The organism is Streptomyces griseoluteus (assembly GCF_004784465.1).
Taxonomy (GTDB): Bacteria; Actinomycetota; Actinomycetes; order Streptomycetales; family Streptomycetaceae; genus Streptomyces; species Streptomyces griseoluteus.
Window position 1 is genome coordinate 599,638 of record NZ_SRRU01000002.1, and the last position, 16,220, is coordinate 615,857.

A 16,220-nucleotide genomic window follows, 5' to 3' on the forward strand; every position below is an offset into this window, starting at 1 on the left:
ACTCGCCCCATGCCGACCGAAGCGCTCATCTCCCGCTTCCTGGACGACCTCTCCCCCCTCCGGCCGCTCGCCGTGTGGGCCCACGGCTCACTGGGCGGCGGGGACTACCAGGAGGGCCGCAGCGACCTGGACCTCATCGCGGTCCTGCCCGGCCCGCTGACCCCGGCCTCCGTCCGCCGCCTGATCGTGCTGCACCGGCATCTGCGCGCCGCGCCACTGGCGGACAGGCTGCACTGCTCGTACCTGACCCCGCCCACGGCGGCCGACCCGGAAAGGCCGCACCTGACCTGGGCGCACGGCCGCATCAAGCGCCGCCCGGTCACACCGGTGACCCGGAGCGAGCTGCACGAGTTCGGCCGGGTGCTGCACGGGGCGCCGCCCGCCGCGTATCTGCCGCCGGTGCCGGACCGGGAGCTGCGGGACTTCGTCGCGGCCGACCAGCGGGACTTCTGGCGCCCGGCCGTGGACAAGGAGCGGCTCTGGACGGAGGACATCTGGGTCGACCTCGGCCTGCTGACCTTCGCCCGCGCCACGGTGACCCTGCGCGAGGGGCGGCTGATCTCCAAGCGCCAGGCGCTCACCGAGCTGCCCGCACTGGGGGCGCCGCGCGAGGTCGTCGAGGACATCACGCGGCGGCGCTACGGGGAACACGGCCCCGGACCCTCGCCGGACCGCAGGGCCCGGCTGACCCGTGCCTACCTCGGACCGGCCATCGACGCGCTGGTGGCCGGGTACCGCTGACTCAGGCCCGGGTGCCCACCGAGACCTCCGCCGCCTGGCCAGGCACGGGGGCCGGGACGGCCGGGCGTTCGCGGAGGGAGAGGAGGACGCGGAGGGTGGCGATCCACACGAGGCAGGAGCCGAGCATGTGGAGGGCGACCAGGGCCTCGGGGAGGTGGGTGAAGTACTGGACGTAGCCGATGACGCCCTGGGCCAGGAGGATCAGGAAGAGGTCGCGGGTACGGGACAGGGGGCCCTTGGGTGCGTCGACCGCCTTGAGGACGAACCAGAGGGCGAAGGTCAGGGTCACCACGATCCACGCCAGCACCGCGTGCAGCTTGGCGATCATCTCCCAGTCCAGCGGGATGCGCGCCACCTCGGAGGAGTCGCCCGCGTGCGGACCGGCGCCGGTCACCACCGTGCCGACCGCGATCAGCAGCACGGACGCGGCCACCAGGAACCACACGAGCTGCCGTACCGCCCCGCCGACCAGCGGACGCGCCTCGGCGTCGCCCTCAGGGGCGCGCTGCCACGTCACGGTGGCCACGGTGATCAGCGCCGTGGACAGCAGGAAGTGCGCGGCGACCGTGTACGGGTTCAGCCCGACCAGCACCACGATGCCGCCGAGCACCGCGTTGCCCATGACCACCCAGAACTGCGCCCAGCCGAGCCGGGTCAGGTCGCGCCGCCACGGCTTCCGGGAGCGGGCGGCGATGATCGCCCAGCCGACGGCCGCGCAGAGCACGTACGTCAGCATGCGGTTGCCGAACTCGATGACGCCGTGCACGCCCATGGCGCGGGTGGTGGTCAGCGAGTCGTCGGTGCAGGTGGGCCAGGTCGGGCAGCCGAGACCGGAGCCGGTCAGACGCACCGCGCCGCCAGTGACCACGATGACCACCGACATCACGAGAGCGGCGAGCGCGGCCCGGCGGACGGTCCGGGGGTCCGGGGTCCAGCGGTCGGCGATGAAGGCGAGCGGGTTGCGGAGGGCCGCCGCGGCGTCGGCGGGGGTCAGCTTTGGCACGCGCACCATGGTAGGCGCCCGCTTGTGCACACTTTCACGAGGGGCTCCCCGAGCCGCCGGGGCCCCTACTCCCAGCGGAAGAACTTCCCCGCCGCCGCGAGCCCCACGACCGCCCACACCGCGAGGATCGCCAGGTCGCCCCAGGGCATCCCGGCGCCGTGCTGGAGCACGTCCCGCAGACCGTCGGAGAGCGCGGAGATCGGCAGCAGCCCGAGGACGTGCTGCCCGGCGGAGCCGAACTTCTCCAGCGGCACGATCACCCCGCCGCCGACCAGCAGCAGCAGGAAGACCAGGTTGGCCGCGGCCAGCGTGGCCTCCGCCTTCAGCGTGCCCGCCATCAGCAGCCCGAGCCCGGAGAACGCGGCCGTACCGAGGACGAGCAGCAGCAGGACGGCGGCCGGACTGCCGTGCGGGGACCAGCCCAGCGCGAAGGCGATGACGGTCAGCAGGACGACCTGGAGCACCTCGGTGACCAGCACCGCGGCCGTCTTCGCGGCCATCAGGCCCCAGCGCGGCAGCGGTGAGGAGGCCAGCCGCTTCAGCACGCCGTAGCGCCGCTCGAAGCCGGTGGCGATGGCCTGCCCGGTGAACGCCGTGGACATCACCGCCAGCGCCAGGATGCCGGGGGTGAGGAAGTCCACCGCCTTGCCGGACCCGGTGTCCACGATGTCCACCGAGCTGAACAGCACCAGCAGCAGGGTCGGGATCACCACGGTCAGCAACAGCTGCTCGCCGTTGCGCAGCAGCATCCGGGTCTCCAGCGCGGCCTGCGCGCCGATCATGCGGGGGAGCGGTGCCGCTCCGGGCCTGGGGGCGTACGTGCCCGGCGCGGTGGTCATGAGCGCAGCTCCTTGCCGGTCAGTTCCAGGAAGACGTCTTCGAGGGTGTGCCGCTCCACCGAGATACGGTCCGGCATCACCCCGTGCTGCGCGCACCAGGAGGTCACGGTGGCGAGCAGCTGCGGGTCTATCTTGCCGCTCACCCGGTACCCGCCCGGCGTCAGCTCGTCGGCCGTGCAGTCGGCCGGGAGCGCCTTGAGCAGCGAGGCCACGTCCAGTCCGGGGCGCCCGCTGAAGCGCAGGGTGTTCTCGGCGCCGTCGCGGCACAGCTCCTCCGGGGAGCCCTGGGCGATGACCCGCCCCCCGTCGATGACCGCCACGTCGTCCGCGAGCTGCTCGGCCTCGTCCATGTGGTGCGTGGTCAGGATCACCGAGACCCCGTCGGTGCGGAGGTCCCGTACCAGGTCCCAGGTGGCGCGGCGGGCCTGCGGGTCGAGACCTGCGGTCGGCTCGTCCAGGAAGACCAGCTCGGGGCGGCCGACGACGGCCATGGCGAGCGCGAGCCGCTGCTGCTGGCCGCCGGACAGCCGCCGGTAGGAGGTCCGGCCGCAGGAGCCGAGCCCCAGCCGTTCGATCAGGGCGCCCACGTCCAGGGGGTGCGCGTGCAGCCTGGCGACGTGCCGCAGCATCTCGTCGGCGCGGGCGCCGGAGTAGACACCGCCGGACTGGAGCATCACACCGACCCGGGGGCGCAGCGCGGCAGCGTCCCGCACCGGGTCGAGGCCCAGGACGCGAACGGTGCCGGCGTCCGGGGTGCGGTATCCCTCGCAGGTCTCGACCGTGGTCGTCTTGCCGGCGCCGTTGGGACCGAGTACGGCGGTCACGCCCGGCCGGGCCTCCAGGTCGAGGCCGTCCACCGCGGTCTTCCGCCCGTACCGCTTCACCAGGGCCTGGACCTGGACCACGGGGTCACTATGCATGGGTCCAGAGTCTAGGGAGGCGCGGCGGGGCTCAGGCGTGGGGGTGCTGGAAACCGGCCTCGCGGGGCCGGTGCAGCGGGAGCCAGCGCTGGGCGTAGGCCACCGCGTCCGTGACCGGGAACAGCCGGGCCCCGGCCGCGCCGACCCGGCCCCGCAGGACCGGGCGGTCCCGCTCGAAGTCCTGGCCCAGTTCGTCGAAGCGATCGGAGGTGATGGACACCTCGGTCACCGTCTCCCAGCCGCCGGGGCCGGGCCGCCCGACCTCCACCATCGGCGCGGGTATCCGGTACTCGGCCAGGTGGAAGCTGGTGCAGGCGTGGTAGCCCACGCCCAGCAGCAGTACCCGGGCGCCGAGCCGTTCGAGGCGGGCCAGTGGGCTGCGCTCGCCGAGCCGGCAGTCCGGCGCGTGGCCGTGGGTGATCTCGGCGGCGCGCGGGCCGAGCGCGGCGAACGAGGTCTGCGGATGGTCGCTGCGCCGGGCGCCGGGCCAGGTGCGCACGGTCTCCGGGACGACCCCGACCCCGCGCGAGGGCGTGGTGCGGGGATCGTAGAGGGGCATGGTGGCCCGTACCGTCTCCCACCACTCGGGCGGCACCGGGGGCGCGCGCCACAGCGCGGGGTCGGAGAGGTCGGCGGACTGGGTGGGGACGACCAGGGTGCCGTCCGGGCCGAGGGCGTCGAGGAGGCCCTGGACGACGGCGACGGCACCGCCGTTCACCCACCCGAGGGAACTCAGCGAGGAGTGCGCGAGCAGGGTCTCGCCGGGCTCGACACCCAGCTCCAGGAGCTGTTCGGCGAGGGTGGAACGGGTGACGAGGGGGCCTGCTGGGACGGGGGTCGGCATGGCGCGGAGTCTGCCCGGCCGAGGTGCCGGCCGCCAGCGGTTTTGCCTGGTGAGGGGGCCGCGATCGGCGTTCCGGAGATCGTTTCCGCAGGTCAGGTTAGGTGTGCCTAAGTGACGCAGGGCACCGTCGGCCGCTCGGGGACCGGCTTGTCAGGCTCCGAAGAATTACGCAACAATAGCGTTGTGAAAAACGTCGGCGAGGCCCGGGAGACCCCCACGGGGCCCCAGGAAGAGCTAGCGACCGGTGAGCGTTCGACGCGCAACCGGGTCGCGCGGTCCATCCTGGACCACGGCCCGTCGACCGTCGCCGAACTGGCCGGCCGGCTGGGCCTCACCCAGGCCGCCGTGCGCAGGCATCTGGACGCGCTGGCCGCCGACGACGTCGTGCAGGCACGCGAGCAGCGGGTGTACGGAGCCCGTACCCGCGGCCGCCCCGCGAAGGTCTTCGCCCTGACCGCCTGCGGCCGGGACGCCTTCGACCAGTCCTACGACCAGCTCGCCGCGGACGCCATGCGCTGGATCGCCGAGCGCGAGGGCGGGGACGAGGCCGTCGCCGCCTTCGCCCGCGCCCGCATCGCCGCCCAGGCCGCCACCTACCGCAAGGCCGTCGAGGGAGTGGAGCCCGAGCGCCGCGCCGAAGCCCTGGCCAGGGCCTTGACCGCCGACGGGTACGCTGCTACGGCACGCAGTGCCCCCCTCCCGCAACAGGGTGAGCAGCTCTGCCAGCACCACTGTCCGGTCGCCCACGTCGCCGAGCAGTTTCCCCAGCTCTGCGAGGCGGAGACGGAGTTCTTCGCCGAGCTGCTGGGAACCCACGTCCAGCGACTGGCGACCATCGCCCACGGTGACGGCGTCTGCACGACGTTCATCCCCAAGATTTCCAAGACCGACAAGTCCGATCAGAGCCACCACGCAAGCACGGCCGGGAGGAACCCCGCATGACGCTCCCCACGGAGACTGCCCACCCCGAACTCGAGGGTCTGGGCAAGTACGAATACGGCTGGGCCGACTCCGACGTAGCCGGCGCCTCGGCCAAGCGCGGCCTGAGCGAGGCCGTCGTCCGCGACATCTCGGACAAGAAGTCCGAGCCGGAGTGGATGACCAAGCTCCGCCTCAAGGGTCTGAAGCTGTTCGAGAAGAAGCCCATGCCCAACTGGGGCTCGGACCTCTCGGGCATCGACTTCGACAACATCAAGTACTTCGTGCGCTCCACGGAGAAGCAGGCGGAGTCCTGGGAGGACCTGCCCGAGGACATCAAGAACACCTACGACAAGCTGGGCATCCCGGAGGCCGAGAAGCAGCGCCTCGTCGCCGGTGTCGCCGCCCAGTACGAGTCGGAGGTCGTCTACCACCAGATCCGCGAGGACCTGGAGGAGCAGGGCGTCATCTTCCTGGACACCGACACCGCGCTCCGCGAGCACCCCGAGCTGTTCAAGGAGTACTTCGGCACCGTCATCCCGGTCGGTGACAACAAGTTCGCCTCGCTGAACACGGCCGTGTGGTCCGGCGGCTCCTTCATCTACGTGCCGAAGGGCGTGCACGTGGAGATCCCGCTCCAGGCCTACTTCCGGATCAACACCGAGAACATGGGCCAGTTCGAGCGGACGCTGATCATCGTCGACGAGGACGCCTACGTCCACTACGTCGAGGGCTGCACCGCGCCGATCTACAAGTCGGACTCGCTGCACTCCGCGGTCGTCGAGATCATCGTCAAGAAGGGCGCCCGCTGCCGTTACACGACCATCCAGAACTGGTCGAACAACGTCTACAACCTGGTCACCAAGCGCGCCGTCGCCTACGAGGGCGCCACCATGGAGTGGGTCGACGGCAACATCGGCTCCAAGGTGACCATGAAGTACCCGGCCGTCTACCTGATGGGCGAGCACGCCAAGGGCGAGACCCTCTCCATCGCCTTCGCGGGCGAGGGCCAGCACCAGGACGCCGGCGCCAAGATGGTCCACATGGCGCCCAACACGTCGTCCAACATCGTCTCGAAGTCGGTGGCGCGCGGCGGCGGCCGTACCTCCTACCGCGGTCTCATCGAGATCGGCGAGGGCGCGGCCGGATCGAAGTCCAACGTGCTGTGCGACGCGCTGCTCGTCGACACGATCTCCCGCTCGGACACCTACCCCTACGTCGACGTCCGCGAGGACGACGTCTCCATGGGCCACGAGGCGACCGTCTCCAAGGTCTCCGAGGACCAGCTCTTCTACCTGATGAGCCGCGGCCTCTCCGAGGACGAGGCGATGGCGATGATCGTGCGCGGCTTCGTCGAGCCGATCGCCAAGGAGCTGCCGATGGAGTACGCGCTTGAGCTCAACCGGCTGATCGAGCTGCAGATGGAGGGCGCGGTCGGCTGACCCGCCGCCCGTCCCCCGTCACGCCACACACGCAGCCACCTACGCACCAGAAAGCGAGCACCCCGACAGCCATGGCTGAGCAGAACATCCCCGTGGGGTCCACCACCGCGGGCTCGATCGCGGTCGCCGCGGAGTCGACCGTCGCCACGCGCATGAGCGCACCCCCCTCCTACGACGTCGCGGACTTCCCCGTCCCGCACGGCCGGGAGGAGGAGTGGCGGTTCACTCCGCTGGAGCGGCTGCGCGGCCTGCACGACGGCACCGCCGTCGCCACGGGCGAGGGCCTGAAGGTCGTCGTCGAGGCCCCCGAGGGCGTCACCGTCGAGAACGTCGGCCGTGACGACGCCCGGCTCGGCAAGGCCGGCACCCCGGTCGACCGCGTCGCCGCCCAGGCGTACTCCGCCTTCGAGCAGGCGTCGGTCGTCACCGTGCCCAAGGAGACCGTCCTCACCGAGCCGATCCGCATCGCGGTGCACGGCGAGGGCGGCACCGCTTTCGGCCACCAGGTGATCGAACTGGGTGCCTTCGCCGAGGCCCTCGTCGTCATCGACCACACCGGTGACGCGGTGCTCGCCGCCAACATCGACTACGTGCTCGGCGACGGCGCCAAGCTGACCGTCGTCTCCGTCCAGGACTGGGACGACAAGGCCGTGCACGTGGCCCAGCACAACGCCCTGGTCGGCCGCGACGCCTCCTTCAAGTCCGTGGTCGTCACCTTCGGCGGCGACGTCGTCCGCCTCCACCCGCGCGTCAGCTACACGGGCCCCGGCGGCGAGGCCGAGCTGTTCGGCCTGTACTTCACCGACGCCGGCCAGCACCAGGAGCACCGCCTCCTGGTCGACCACAACACCCCGCACTGCCGTTCCCACGTCGTCTACAAGGGCGCGCTCCAGGGCGAGGGCGCGCACGCGGTGTGGATCGGTGACGTGCTCATCGAGGCCAAGGCCGAGGGCACCGACACCTACGAGATGAACCGCAACCTGGTGCTCACCGACGGCTCCCGCGTCGACTCGGTCCCCAACCTGGAGATCGAGACCGGCGAGATCGTCGGCGCCGGCCACGCCTCGACCACCGGCCGCTTCGACGACGAGCAGCTCTTCTACCTGATGGCCCGCGGCATCCCGGAGCACGAGGCCCGCCGCCTGGTGGTCCGCGGCTTCTTCGCCGAGCTGGTCCAGCAGATCGGTGTCCCCGACATCGAGGAGCGCCTGCTCGTCAAGATCGAGGAGGAGCTGGAGGCCGCGGTCGCATGACGACGACCTTCCAGCGCGCCTGCGGACTGAGCGAACTGTCGGAGGACACCCCCAAGCGGGTGGAACTCGACGGCACGCCGGTCTCGGTCGTGAAGACCCAGGGCGAGGTGTACGCGATCTACGACATCTGCTCGCACGCGAACGTCTCCCTCTCCGAGGGCGAGGTGGAGGACGGGCAGATCGAGTGCTGGCTGCACGGCTCCTGCTTCGACCTCCGCAGCGGCAAGCCGTCCGGTCCGCCCGCGACGCGCCCCGTCCCCGTATACCCCGTAAAGATCGAAGGGGACGACGTGCTCGTCTCCCTCACCCAGGAGTCCTGAGGCACCCATGGCAACGCTTGAAATCCGAGACCTGCACGTCACCGTCGAGGCCGACAACGCCACGAAGGAGATCCTCAAGGGCGTCGACCTCACCGTGAAGCAGGGCGAGACGCACGCCATCATGGGCCCCAACGGCTCGGGCAAGTCGACCCTCGCCTACTCGCTCGCGGGTCACCCGAAGTACACGGTCACCGGCGGCACCGTCACCCTCGACGGCGAGGACGTCCTCGCCATGTCGGTCGACGAGCGCGCCCGCGCCGGCCTCTTCCTCGCCATGCAGTACCCGGTCGAGGTCCCCGGCGTCTCCGTCTCCAACTTCCTGCGCACCTCCGCCACCGCCGTCCGCGGCGAGGCCCCCAAGCTGCGTACCTGGGTGAAGGAGGTCAAGGAGAACATGGAGCGGCTCCACATGGACCCCTCCTTCGCCGAGCGCAACGTCAACGAGGGCTTCTCCGGCGGTGAGAAGAAGCGGCACGAGATCCTCCAGCTCGAGCTGCTCAAGCCGCAGGTCGCCATCCTCGACGAGACCGACTCCGGCCTCGACGTGGACGCCCTGCGCATCGTCTCCGAGGGCGTCAACCGCGTCCGCGAGACCGGCGAGACCGGCACCCTGCTGATCACGCACTACACGCGCATCCTGCGCTACATCAAGCCGGACTTCGTCCACGTGTTCTCCGGCGGCCGCATCGTCGAGTCCGGCGGTCCCGAGCTGGCCGACAAGCTGGAGAACGAGGGCTACGAGGCATACACGAAGGGTGGCGTATCCGCGTGACAGAGCTGCCGGGCCTCCTCGACACCGAGGCGATCCGCAAGGACTTCCCCATCCTGGACCGACAGGTCCACGACGGGCGCAAGCTTGTGTACCTGGACAACGCGGCGACCTCGCAGAAGCCGCGCCAGGTGCTGGACGCCCTGAGCGAGTACTACGAGCGCTACAACGCCAACGTCCACCGCGGCGTGCACGTCCTCGCCGAGGAGGCCACGGCGCTGTACGAGGGCGCGCGTGACAAGGTCGCCGACTTCATCAACGCGCCCAGCCGCGACGAGGTGATATTCACCAAGAACGCCTCCGAGTCGCTCAACCTCGTGGCCAACATGCTGGGCTGGGCCGACGAGCCCTACCGGGTCGACCACGAGACCGAGATCGTCATCACGGAGATGGAGCACCACTCCAACATCGTGCCGTGGCAGCTGCTCGCCCAGCGCACCGGCGCGAAGCTGAAGTGGTTCGGCCTCACCGACGACGGCCGCCTCGACCTGTCCAACCTGGACGAGATCATCACCGAGAAGACGAAGATCGTCTCCTTCGTGCTGGTCTCCAACATCCTGGGCACGGTCAACCCGGTCGAGGCGATCGTGCGCCGCGCCCAGGAGGTCGGCGCGCTGGTCTGCGTCGACGCCTCGCAGGCCGCGCCGCACATGCCGCTGGACGTACAGGCGCTCGGCGCCGACTTCGTGGCCTTCACCGGTCACAAGATGTGCGGTCCGACCGGCATCGGGGTGCTCTGGGGCCGCCAGGAACTCCTGGAGGACCTGCCCCCGTTCCTCGGCGGCGGCGAGATGATCGAGACGGTGTCGATGCACTCCTCGACCTACGCGCCCGCCCCGCACAAGTTCGAGGCGGGCACCCCGCCGATCGCCCAGGCGGTCGGTCTCGGTGCCGCGATCGACTACCTCGACTCGATCGGCATGGACAAGATCCTCGCCCATGAGCACGCGCTCACCGAGTACGCGGTGAAGCGGCTGGGCGAGGTCCCCGACCTGCGCATCATCGGCCCCTCCACGGCCGAGGACCGCGGCGCGGCGATCTCCTTCACGCTCGGCGACATCCACCCGCACGACGTGGGCCAGGTCCTCGACGAGCAGGGCATCGCGGTGCGCGTCGGCCACCACTGCGCGCGGCCGGTCTGCCTGCGGTACGGAATTCCGGCGACCACCCGGGCGTCGTTCTATCTGTACTCCACGCCCGGCGAGATCGACGCACTGGTCGAGGGGCTGGAGCACGTACGGAACTTCTTCGGCTGAGAGGCGTGGGCTGACACCGTGAAGCTGGACTCGATGTACCAGGAAGTCATCCTGGACCACTACAAGAACCCGCACGGGCGTGGTCTCCGGGACGGCGACGCCGAGGTGCACCACGTGAACCCGACGTGCGGCGACGAGATCACCCTCCGAGTGCGGTACGACGGTACGACGATCGCGGACGTCTCGTACGAGGGCCAGGGCTGTTCCATCAGCCAGGCCTCGGCGTCCGTGCTGAACGAACTGCTGGTGGGCAAGGACCTGCCCGAGGCGCAGAAGATCCAGGAGACCTTCCTGGAGCTGATGCAGTCCAAGGGCCGTATCGAGCCCGACGACGCGATGGAGGAGGTGCTGGAGGACGCGGTCGCGTTCGCCGGTGTCTCCAAGTACCCCGCGCGGGTCAAGTGCGCCCTCCTGAGCTGGATGGCGTGGAAGGACGCGACGGCCCAGGCCCTGGGCGAGGCCGGCGCGGACGCCGAAAGGAAGACGGCATGACCGACACCGCTGAGATGAAACCGGTCTCGGAGGAAGAACTCCGCGAGGCCCTGATGGACGTCGTCGACCCCGAGCTGGGCATCGACGTCGTCAACCTCGGTCTGATCTACGGCATTCACGTCGACGACGCGAACATCGCCACGATCGACATGACCCTGACCTCTGCGGCCTGCCCGCTGACGGACGTCATCGAGGACCAGGCCAAGTCCGTCACCGACGGCCTGGTCAGCGAACTCCGCATCAACTGGGTCTGGATGCCCCCGTGGGGCCCCGACAAGATCACCGACGACGGCCGCGAGCAGCTGCGTGCGCTGGGGTTCAACGTCTGAGGCTTGCTTTCCCCCTCACGGATCGAGGCGGCGGTGCCCTCGGGCATCGCCGCCTTCGCGTACCCGGCGCGCCGCACCGGTTAGGCCCCCGCGCCGCTCCCACGTTAGGTTTTCCGCATGACCGACACTGCTTCCCGTACCACCGGCGCCGTCGCCGCCGGTCTCGCCACCATCGCCGCCGACGGCACCGTTCTCGACACCTGGTTCCCGGCGCCCGAGCTGGTCGCCGAGCCGGGGCCGTCCGGCAGCGAGCGGCTGTCCGCCGACCGGGCCGCCGAACTGCTGGGCGACAGCGCGGTCTCCGCGCTCGGCCCGGACGCCCGTCGGGGCGTCGAGGTGGTCGCGGTCCGTACGGTCATCGCCTCGCTGGACGAGAAGCCGCTCGACGCGCATGACGTCTACCTGCGGCTGCACCTGCTCTCGCACCGCCTGGTCAAGCCGCACGGCCAGAGCCTGGACGGCATCTTCGGCCACCTCGCCAACGTCGCCTGGACCTCGCTCGGCCCGGTCGCGGTGGACGACGTCGAGAGGGTCCGGCTGAACGCGCGCGCCGACGGGCTGCACCTTCAGGTCACCTCGATCGACAAGTTCCCCCGCATGACGGACTACGTCGCCCCCAAGGGCGTCCGCATCGCCGACGCCGACCGCGTCCGTCTCGGCGCGCACCTCGCCGAGGGCACGACGGTCATGCACGAGGGCTTCGTCAACTTCAACGCCGGCACGCTGGGCACCTCCATGGTCGAGGGCCGCATCTCCGCCGGCGTCGTCATCGGCGACGGCTCCGACATCGGCGGCGGCGCCTCCACCATGGGCACCCTCTCCGGCGGCGGCAACGTCATCATCGCCATCGGCGAACGCTGCCTCGTCGGCGCGGAAGCGGGGGTGGGCATCGCGCTGGGCGACGAGTGCGTGGTCGAGGCCGGCCTCTACGTCACGGCAGGCACCCGCGTCACGATGCCCGACGGCCAGATCGTCAAGGCCCGCGACCTCTCCGGCGCCTCCAACATCCTGTTCCGCCGCAACTCGGTGACCGGCGCGGTGGAGGCCCGGCCGAACAACGCGGTGTGGGGCGGCCTGAACGACATCCTGCACAGCCACAACTGATCACCGGCGGCCGTGACCTGCGGCCGCCTTATCGATCAATGCCCTGACCTGCTGCTGAGCTGTCGGTAGCTGTCGACGTTGGTCAAGGTTGAGCGCCCTTCCACGGCCCGAGGACGGCCCGGGAGGGCGCTCGTGTCATGGGCAGAGGTGCCATCGACGCCAATCGGCCTGTCCTGCATTGGTATTGTCTCGCCATGGCGACACTGCCTTGGGAATGTGTGGTGCATGGGGTCCCTGCGTCACTCCAGTCAAAGGGATCTACCCGCGCTCGCTGGAAGGCGGCCGTCTCTGCTGCTGCGACGTCGCAATGGCCGGCAGGCGAAGTTCCGCTCGCAGTGCCCGTTCAGGTCACCATCACGTACTTCTTTGAGGGCAGCGCCCTCGACGTCGACAATATGTTGAAGCCGATCCAGGATGCGCTGATCGGCATCGTCTTGGAAGACGATAAGCATGTGACCGACGTACGAGGAGCGAAGCGCGACTTGGCGAACGCATTCATTGTCAAAGGCATGAGCCGCGTCATGGCGGATGGATTTATTTCTAACGGTCCGTTCGTGCATATCAAAATAGATCTCGCGCCCGACCACAAGGAGCTGCCATGAACATTGGGCCCATGCTCGGTGTAGTGGAGGACGCTCGCCGAGAGAAAGAGCTAGAGCTTCGGCGGGACGGGTTCGAGATCCTGCGCGAGGGGCAAATGTCAATGCTCCTGGGCGAGAAGACGGCCATCCGTCCTGACCTCATCGCTCGACGAGGTGATGAGGTTGTTATCGTTGAATTCGCTCGCAGGCAGCCCAACTCTTCCCTGCCAGACGAAGTGAAGCGCTCGCTTGCCGAATTCTCCACCCTCACCGATTCTAAGAAGAATTGGCGCTTCGAGGTGATGTGGATCGGTGAGGATGCCGTTGTTCCCGAGGAGCGCGCCGTCGATTCATTTGCCCACCGAGCGGTGCTAGTCGCAAAGCATGATGAAGCGGCTGGTCTACTACTCGCGTACGCAGCACTCGAAGGAGCCATCGCTCGACTCGCGGATCGCACCCCTGAGCTGCGTGAACAGGCGAAGCGTCGCCCGCACCCCGGACTGGCAGAGCTGGCCAGCCTAGGCCTACTTAGTCCCGAAGACTTCAGTAGGTTGAATGCGGCTCGACAAGTGCGTAACTCAATTGCTCATGGCGTCGATGTGCCAGTTTCGCTTTCTATGGTGCAAGATGTCGCCTTTTTGGCTGAGCGCATCGCTGACGCACGCTATGTTTCTGTTGATCAAATGGTTGATTGGTTCTTCGATAATTACGAAGATCCTGCTAATGGAGTTCCATTCGACTCGGGTGAGGGTGGGTATCAGTACGTTTTGGGTGGGCCGCACGATGCCCATGACGTACTCTCGGCTCAATTCTCAGATGCGTCTACATCGGATATCGATGAGGCTGTGCGGTTGATCGAGTCGGAAGCGCATGAATGGGTCCAGAAAGGCGTGTACTAGGTAAAGTACTGGTTCGACCAGGTAGTGATCAGTACCCATCCCTAGATCGGCTTTGCTTTCTTTGTTCTAAGCCATTCGATGGCGTGGGTATCGTTGTGATGTGGGCTGGCCCGGGGCATTTCGTCTACCTTCACGGTCAGCGCTGTGCGAGTTCATTCGTACTCCGGCTGGGCCGTGACGCCTGGGAAGTTGAACACGAACAGCGCTCAACGGCCCACCCAGCGCACTGAGGTCGGCGGAGTCTGAATGAGCCTGGCGAGCGCCGGCAGCTGCGATCGGTAGCTGGTCTACTGATCGGCTCTTCCGCCCAGCGGGCCTAAAGAAGCCCACGGCTCTGACCAGCTCAGATGCCGTGGGCTTCTGCCGTTGTCGGTCGGCGTCGGCTGACCTCGTACCGCCCAGAGACGGCCCTGACATCGCATCATCCTCCGCTGTGAGCGGGGTCCGCTAGCGTCCCGGCATCGAGGGGGCAGACAAGGCACTGGGCCGCAAGGGAGCACGACGCATAGTCGTCGACGGTACAATCCACCGCTGGCGGCTGCGATGCAGGGCACTCATGTCCATGGAGAGTGACGGCAGGCCCAGGGATGGCCTAAGCGGCCATGGGCGGCTCTTGATCGTCCGTCCGGTGCGGCTGATCGGGCTTTTTGAAGCGCTGCCAGGCCTCGCGCGCCTTTCCGGCGGACTCGATCACGTCTGGAATCTGGTCTAGCAGACCCTTCACAGCGAAGAGCAGCACGGAAGCCACGCCAGCGATGGCGAGAATGATGATGATGGCGGTGCCGTCCACCGATCCTTACCTTCCCTGTCATGGGTCGGAATCGGTGGCATAGGCAGCCTCGATCCGTCCCTTTCGGTCGGGACCGAGACACCTACGCTGATGCGGCGCGCAAATGTTCTCGGGTGGGTCATTGCTGACCCGGGTTTGTACAGTCGTGCGGTCTTGCCCTACCCGCCAACCCGGGATCTTGACTGACATCGTCGGCTCGGCGACCTAGTTGCACCGAGGCCCAGTCACTTAGGCTGGCTTGCCCTGCCTTCCCGTTTCGCAGCCGGGGCGCACAGGTGCGCGGAGCATTTCGCTCACTAGTGCCGATGATAGCGCACGGCACACGGAAGCGCCCCGACGTCAACGAGTCGACATCGGGGCGCTGTTGAAGTCTGCTACTCCACCACCGGCCTGATTCGGTCCAAGGGTACGTCCCACTCGATACCGCCGCCGACCGGGCGCATGAAAGCCTGGCTGCTGATGAGTCTGTACTTCTCCTTGGTGCGCTCCTCTAGGACGTAGACCAGGTGGCCCGTGCGCTCTGAGATCCGATCCATCACCAGGGTTCCGGCGGGGTAGGGGAGCTTGCCGGTGCAGAGGGTTGTTGGAACTCGTTCGGTCACGCCTGGCCTTCCTGCCGTAGGGCGTCGGCTAGGCGGGCGGCCACGTCGGCTCGTACGCGGCCCAGCTCCACGAGCTTCAGTGCCGGTGACGCGATGTCGACGGCGAGGGAGGGGAGGACGATGCCTGCGCCGGCCAGGGCTGTTTTGAGATTCTCTACCGCTGTGAAGGGGTCCTGCTGTTCCTCGGTTGCCATGAACCGGACGCTAGAGCTGGCGGGTTGGCGGGCGGTATGGTGTTTTCCCGTCTTTGCTCGGCCGGTCGTCAACATTGCTGGTGTTTTCTCAGCGGCCCAGCCTGAACCCGTAGCGCCGAGACACCGCCCTGGCCATGCTGTTGGAGCAAATCCCCCGGAACGGAGACCGCTCATGGCCCGTCAGTTACGCTTCACCGGCACAGACAGCAAGGTCGATGGCTGCCCCGCCCTGCACACGGACGAGGGCACCGGTGATGTCATCGTTCAGGGCACGCCCGTCACCGACCCCGACGACCTCGCGCAGCTCCAGCACTTCGGGCCCGGTGACGCGGCGGTGGCCGTGCCGCGCGAGCTGCTGGTGAATTGGGGGCCGAAGGAGATGGAGCGCGTGCCCGAACTCGTGGACCGGGCCACCTTTCGCCGCCTCTTCGAGACCTTTAAGCGCACCGCCTGGCGGCTGGAAAGCCGGCGTGGTTACGCCTCGGACCGTGAGGACCCCGACTTCCAGGCGTTCCTGGCCACCGGCTCGTCGCCGTGCGACTTCAGTGAGCCCTGGTTCGTCAACATCAAGGCGCAGACCGAGGCAGGGAAGACGGTCGGTCGGGTGCGCGTCGCGGACAAGCCGCTCACCACGGAGCAACTGTTCCTGCTCGACTACGCCCGGCACAACGCGGCCGTGGGCGAGGACATCCGGTACCTGTGGCGCGAAGACGCCACCGACCTGCCCGCCGAGGACTTCTGGATCTTTGACTCGCGGCTCGTCGCGCTGTTGCACTTCGACGACGCCGACCACATCACGAACATCGAGCTGATCACCGAACCAGCCGAGGTCGTCCGGTACTGCATCGCACGTGACGCTGCGATGCACCACGCCATAGCGCGGGACGAGTTCGAGGCACTGGTCGCTGAGGCCGGATAGCGCGC

The 16,220-nt window shown here is 68.6% G+C and carries 20 protein-coding genes; 13 read left to right on the top strand and 7 right to left on the bottom strand.

The window, feature by feature from the left end; all coding sequences use genetic code 11:
• The first annotated feature begins 9 nt into the window (after positions 1 to 9).
• Complete coding sequence (locus E5082_RS08145; RefSeq protein WP_135790580.1) at positions 10 to 741, top strand: nucleotidyltransferase domain-containing protein; 732 nt, start codon at positions 10 to 12, stop codon at positions 739 to 741.
• Between the two features lies 1 nt (position 742).
• Here E5082_RS08145 and E5082_RS08150 read toward each other — a convergent pair whose 3' ends face one another.
• From E5082_RS08150 to E5082_RS08165, 4 genes are read right to left on the bottom strand one after another with little or no spacing between them, the layout of a single operon-like run.
• A complete protein-coding gene (locus tag E5082_RS08150; RefSeq protein WP_135790581.1) occupies positions 743 to 1,753 on the bottom strand; it encodes a COX15/CtaA family protein in 1,011 nt (336 codons plus the stop codon).
• Between the two features lie 56 nt (positions 1,754 to 1,809).
• Positions 1,810 to 2,583: an ABC transporter permease gene (locus E5082_RS08155; protein ID WP_135790582.1), complete on the bottom strand. Its 774-nt coding sequence runs from the start codon at positions 2,581 to 2,583 to the stop codon at positions 1,810 to 1,812.
• Positions 2,580 to 3,503: an ABC transporter ATP-binding protein gene (locus E5082_RS08160; protein ID WP_135790583.1), complete on the bottom strand. Its 924-nt coding sequence runs from the start codon at positions 3,501 to 3,503 to the stop codon at positions 2,580 to 2,582. The genes E5082_RS08155 and E5082_RS08160 overlap by 4 nt, the downstream gene beginning before the upstream one ends.
• Positions 3,504 to 3,534: 31 nt before the next feature.
• A complete protein-coding gene (locus E5082_RS08165) occupies positions 3,535 to 4,347 on the bottom strand; it encodes an AAC(3) family N-acetyltransferase (protein ID WP_135790584.1) in 813 nt (270 codons plus the stop codon).
• A gap of 183 nt (positions 4,348 to 4,530) precedes the next feature.
• Between E5082_RS08165 and E5082_RS08170 the strand changes: the two genes are divergently transcribed.
• From E5082_RS08170 to E5082_RS08220, 11 genes are all read left to right on the top strand, one after another.
• Complete coding sequence (locus E5082_RS08170) at positions 4,531 to 5,289, top strand: helix-turn-helix transcriptional regulator (protein WP_135790585.1); 759 nt, start codon at positions 4,531 to 4,533, stop codon at positions 5,287 to 5,289.
• On the top strand, positions 5,286 to 6,707 hold the full coding sequence (gene sufB / locus E5082_RS08175) for a Fe-S cluster assembly protein SufB (protein ID WP_030815341.1): 1,422 nt from the start codon (positions 5,286 to 5,288) through the stop codon (positions 6,705 to 6,707). Before E5082_RS08170 ends, sufB begins: the two co-directional genes overlap by 4 nt.
• A gap of 71 nt (positions 6,708 to 6,778) precedes the next feature.
• A complete protein-coding gene (gene sufD, locus E5082_RS08180) occupies positions 6,779 to 7,960 on the top strand; it encodes a Fe-S cluster assembly protein SufD (protein WP_135790586.1) in 1,182 nt (393 codons plus the stop codon).
• A complete protein-coding gene (locus E5082_RS08185) occupies positions 7,957 to 8,280 on the top strand; it encodes a non-heme iron oxygenase ferredoxin subunit (RefSeq protein WP_135790587.1) in 324 nt (107 codons plus the stop codon). Before sufD ends, E5082_RS08185 begins: the two co-directional genes overlap by 4 nt.
• A 7-nt stretch (positions 8,281 to 8,287) precedes the next feature.
• Positions 8,288 to 9,052, top strand: coding sequence for a Fe-S cluster assembly ATPase SufC (sufC, locus tag E5082_RS08190; RefSeq protein WP_135790588.1), 765 nt, complete (start codon positions 8,288 to 8,290; stop codon positions 9,050 to 9,052).
• Positions 9,049 to 10,305 (top strand): cysteine desulfurase, encoded by a 1,257-nt coding sequence (locus E5082_RS08195; protein WP_135790589.1) that lies wholly within the window; start codon positions 9,049 to 9,051, stop codon positions 10,303 to 10,305. The genes sufC and E5082_RS08195 overlap by 4 nt, the downstream gene beginning before the upstream one ends.
• An 18-nt stretch (positions 10,306 to 10,323) precedes the next feature.
• Positions 10,324 to 10,797 carry a Fe-S cluster assembly sulfur transfer protein SufU gene (sufU, locus tag E5082_RS08200; RefSeq protein ID WP_086692707.1) on the top strand — a complete coding sequence of 158 codons (474 nt, stop codon included), beginning with the start codon at positions 10,324 to 10,326 and terminating at the stop codon, positions 10,795 to 10,797.
• Positions 10,794 to 11,126 carry a metal-sulfur cluster assembly factor gene (locus E5082_RS08205; RefSeq protein WP_031182020.1) on the top strand — a complete coding sequence of 111 codons (333 nt, stop codon included), beginning with the start codon at positions 10,794 to 10,796 and terminating at the stop codon, positions 11,124 to 11,126. Before sufU ends, E5082_RS08205 begins: the two co-directional genes overlap by 4 nt.
• Before the next feature lie 117 nt (positions 11,127 to 11,243).
• A complete protein-coding gene (gene dapD, locus E5082_RS08210) occupies positions 11,244 to 12,230 on the top strand; it encodes a 2,3,4,5-tetrahydropyridine-2,6-dicarboxylate N-succinyltransferase (protein WP_135790590.1) in 987 nt (328 codons plus the stop codon).
• 194 nt (positions 12,231 to 12,424) lie between these two features.
• Complete coding sequence (locus E5082_RS08215; RefSeq protein ID WP_167514007.1) at positions 12,425 to 12,832, top strand: RusA family crossover junction endodeoxyribonuclease; 408 nt, start codon at positions 12,425 to 12,427, stop codon at positions 12,830 to 12,832.
• A complete protein-coding gene (locus tag E5082_RS08220; RefSeq protein WP_135790592.1) occupies positions 12,829 to 13,710 on the top strand; it encodes a hypothetical protein in 882 nt (293 codons plus the stop codon). Before E5082_RS08215 ends, E5082_RS08220 begins: the two co-directional genes overlap by 4 nt.
• Before the next feature lie 592 nt (positions 13,711 to 14,302).
• Here the strand turns inward: E5082_RS08220 and E5082_RS08225 are convergent.
• The 3 genes from E5082_RS08225 to E5082_RS08235 all read right to left on the bottom strand — a co-directional run bounded on the left by E5082_RS08225 (position 14,303) and on the right by E5082_RS08235 (position 15,296).
• Positions 14,303 to 14,500: a hypothetical protein gene (locus E5082_RS08225; protein ID WP_130340288.1), complete on the bottom strand. Its 198-nt coding sequence runs from the start codon at positions 14,498 to 14,500 to the stop codon at positions 14,303 to 14,305.
• A gap of 374 nt (positions 14,501 to 14,874) precedes the next feature.
• On the bottom strand, positions 14,875 to 15,102 hold the full coding sequence (locus E5082_RS08230; protein ID WP_135790593.1) for a hypothetical protein: 228 nt from the start codon (positions 15,100 to 15,102) through the stop codon (positions 14,875 to 14,877).
• Complete coding sequence (locus tag E5082_RS08235; protein WP_135790594.1) at positions 15,099 to 15,296, bottom strand: hypothetical protein; 198 nt, start codon at positions 15,294 to 15,296, stop codon at positions 15,099 to 15,101. Before E5082_RS08235 ends, E5082_RS08230 begins: the two co-directional genes overlap by 4 nt.
• Positions 15,297 to 15,468: 172 nt before the next feature.
• Between E5082_RS08235 and E5082_RS08240 the strand changes: the two genes are divergently transcribed.
• Complete coding sequence (locus E5082_RS08240) at positions 15,469 to 16,215, top strand: DUF6879 family protein (protein WP_135790595.1); 747 nt, start codon at positions 15,469 to 15,471, stop codon at positions 16,213 to 16,215.
• Positions 16,216 to 16,220: the final 5 nt, after the last annotated feature.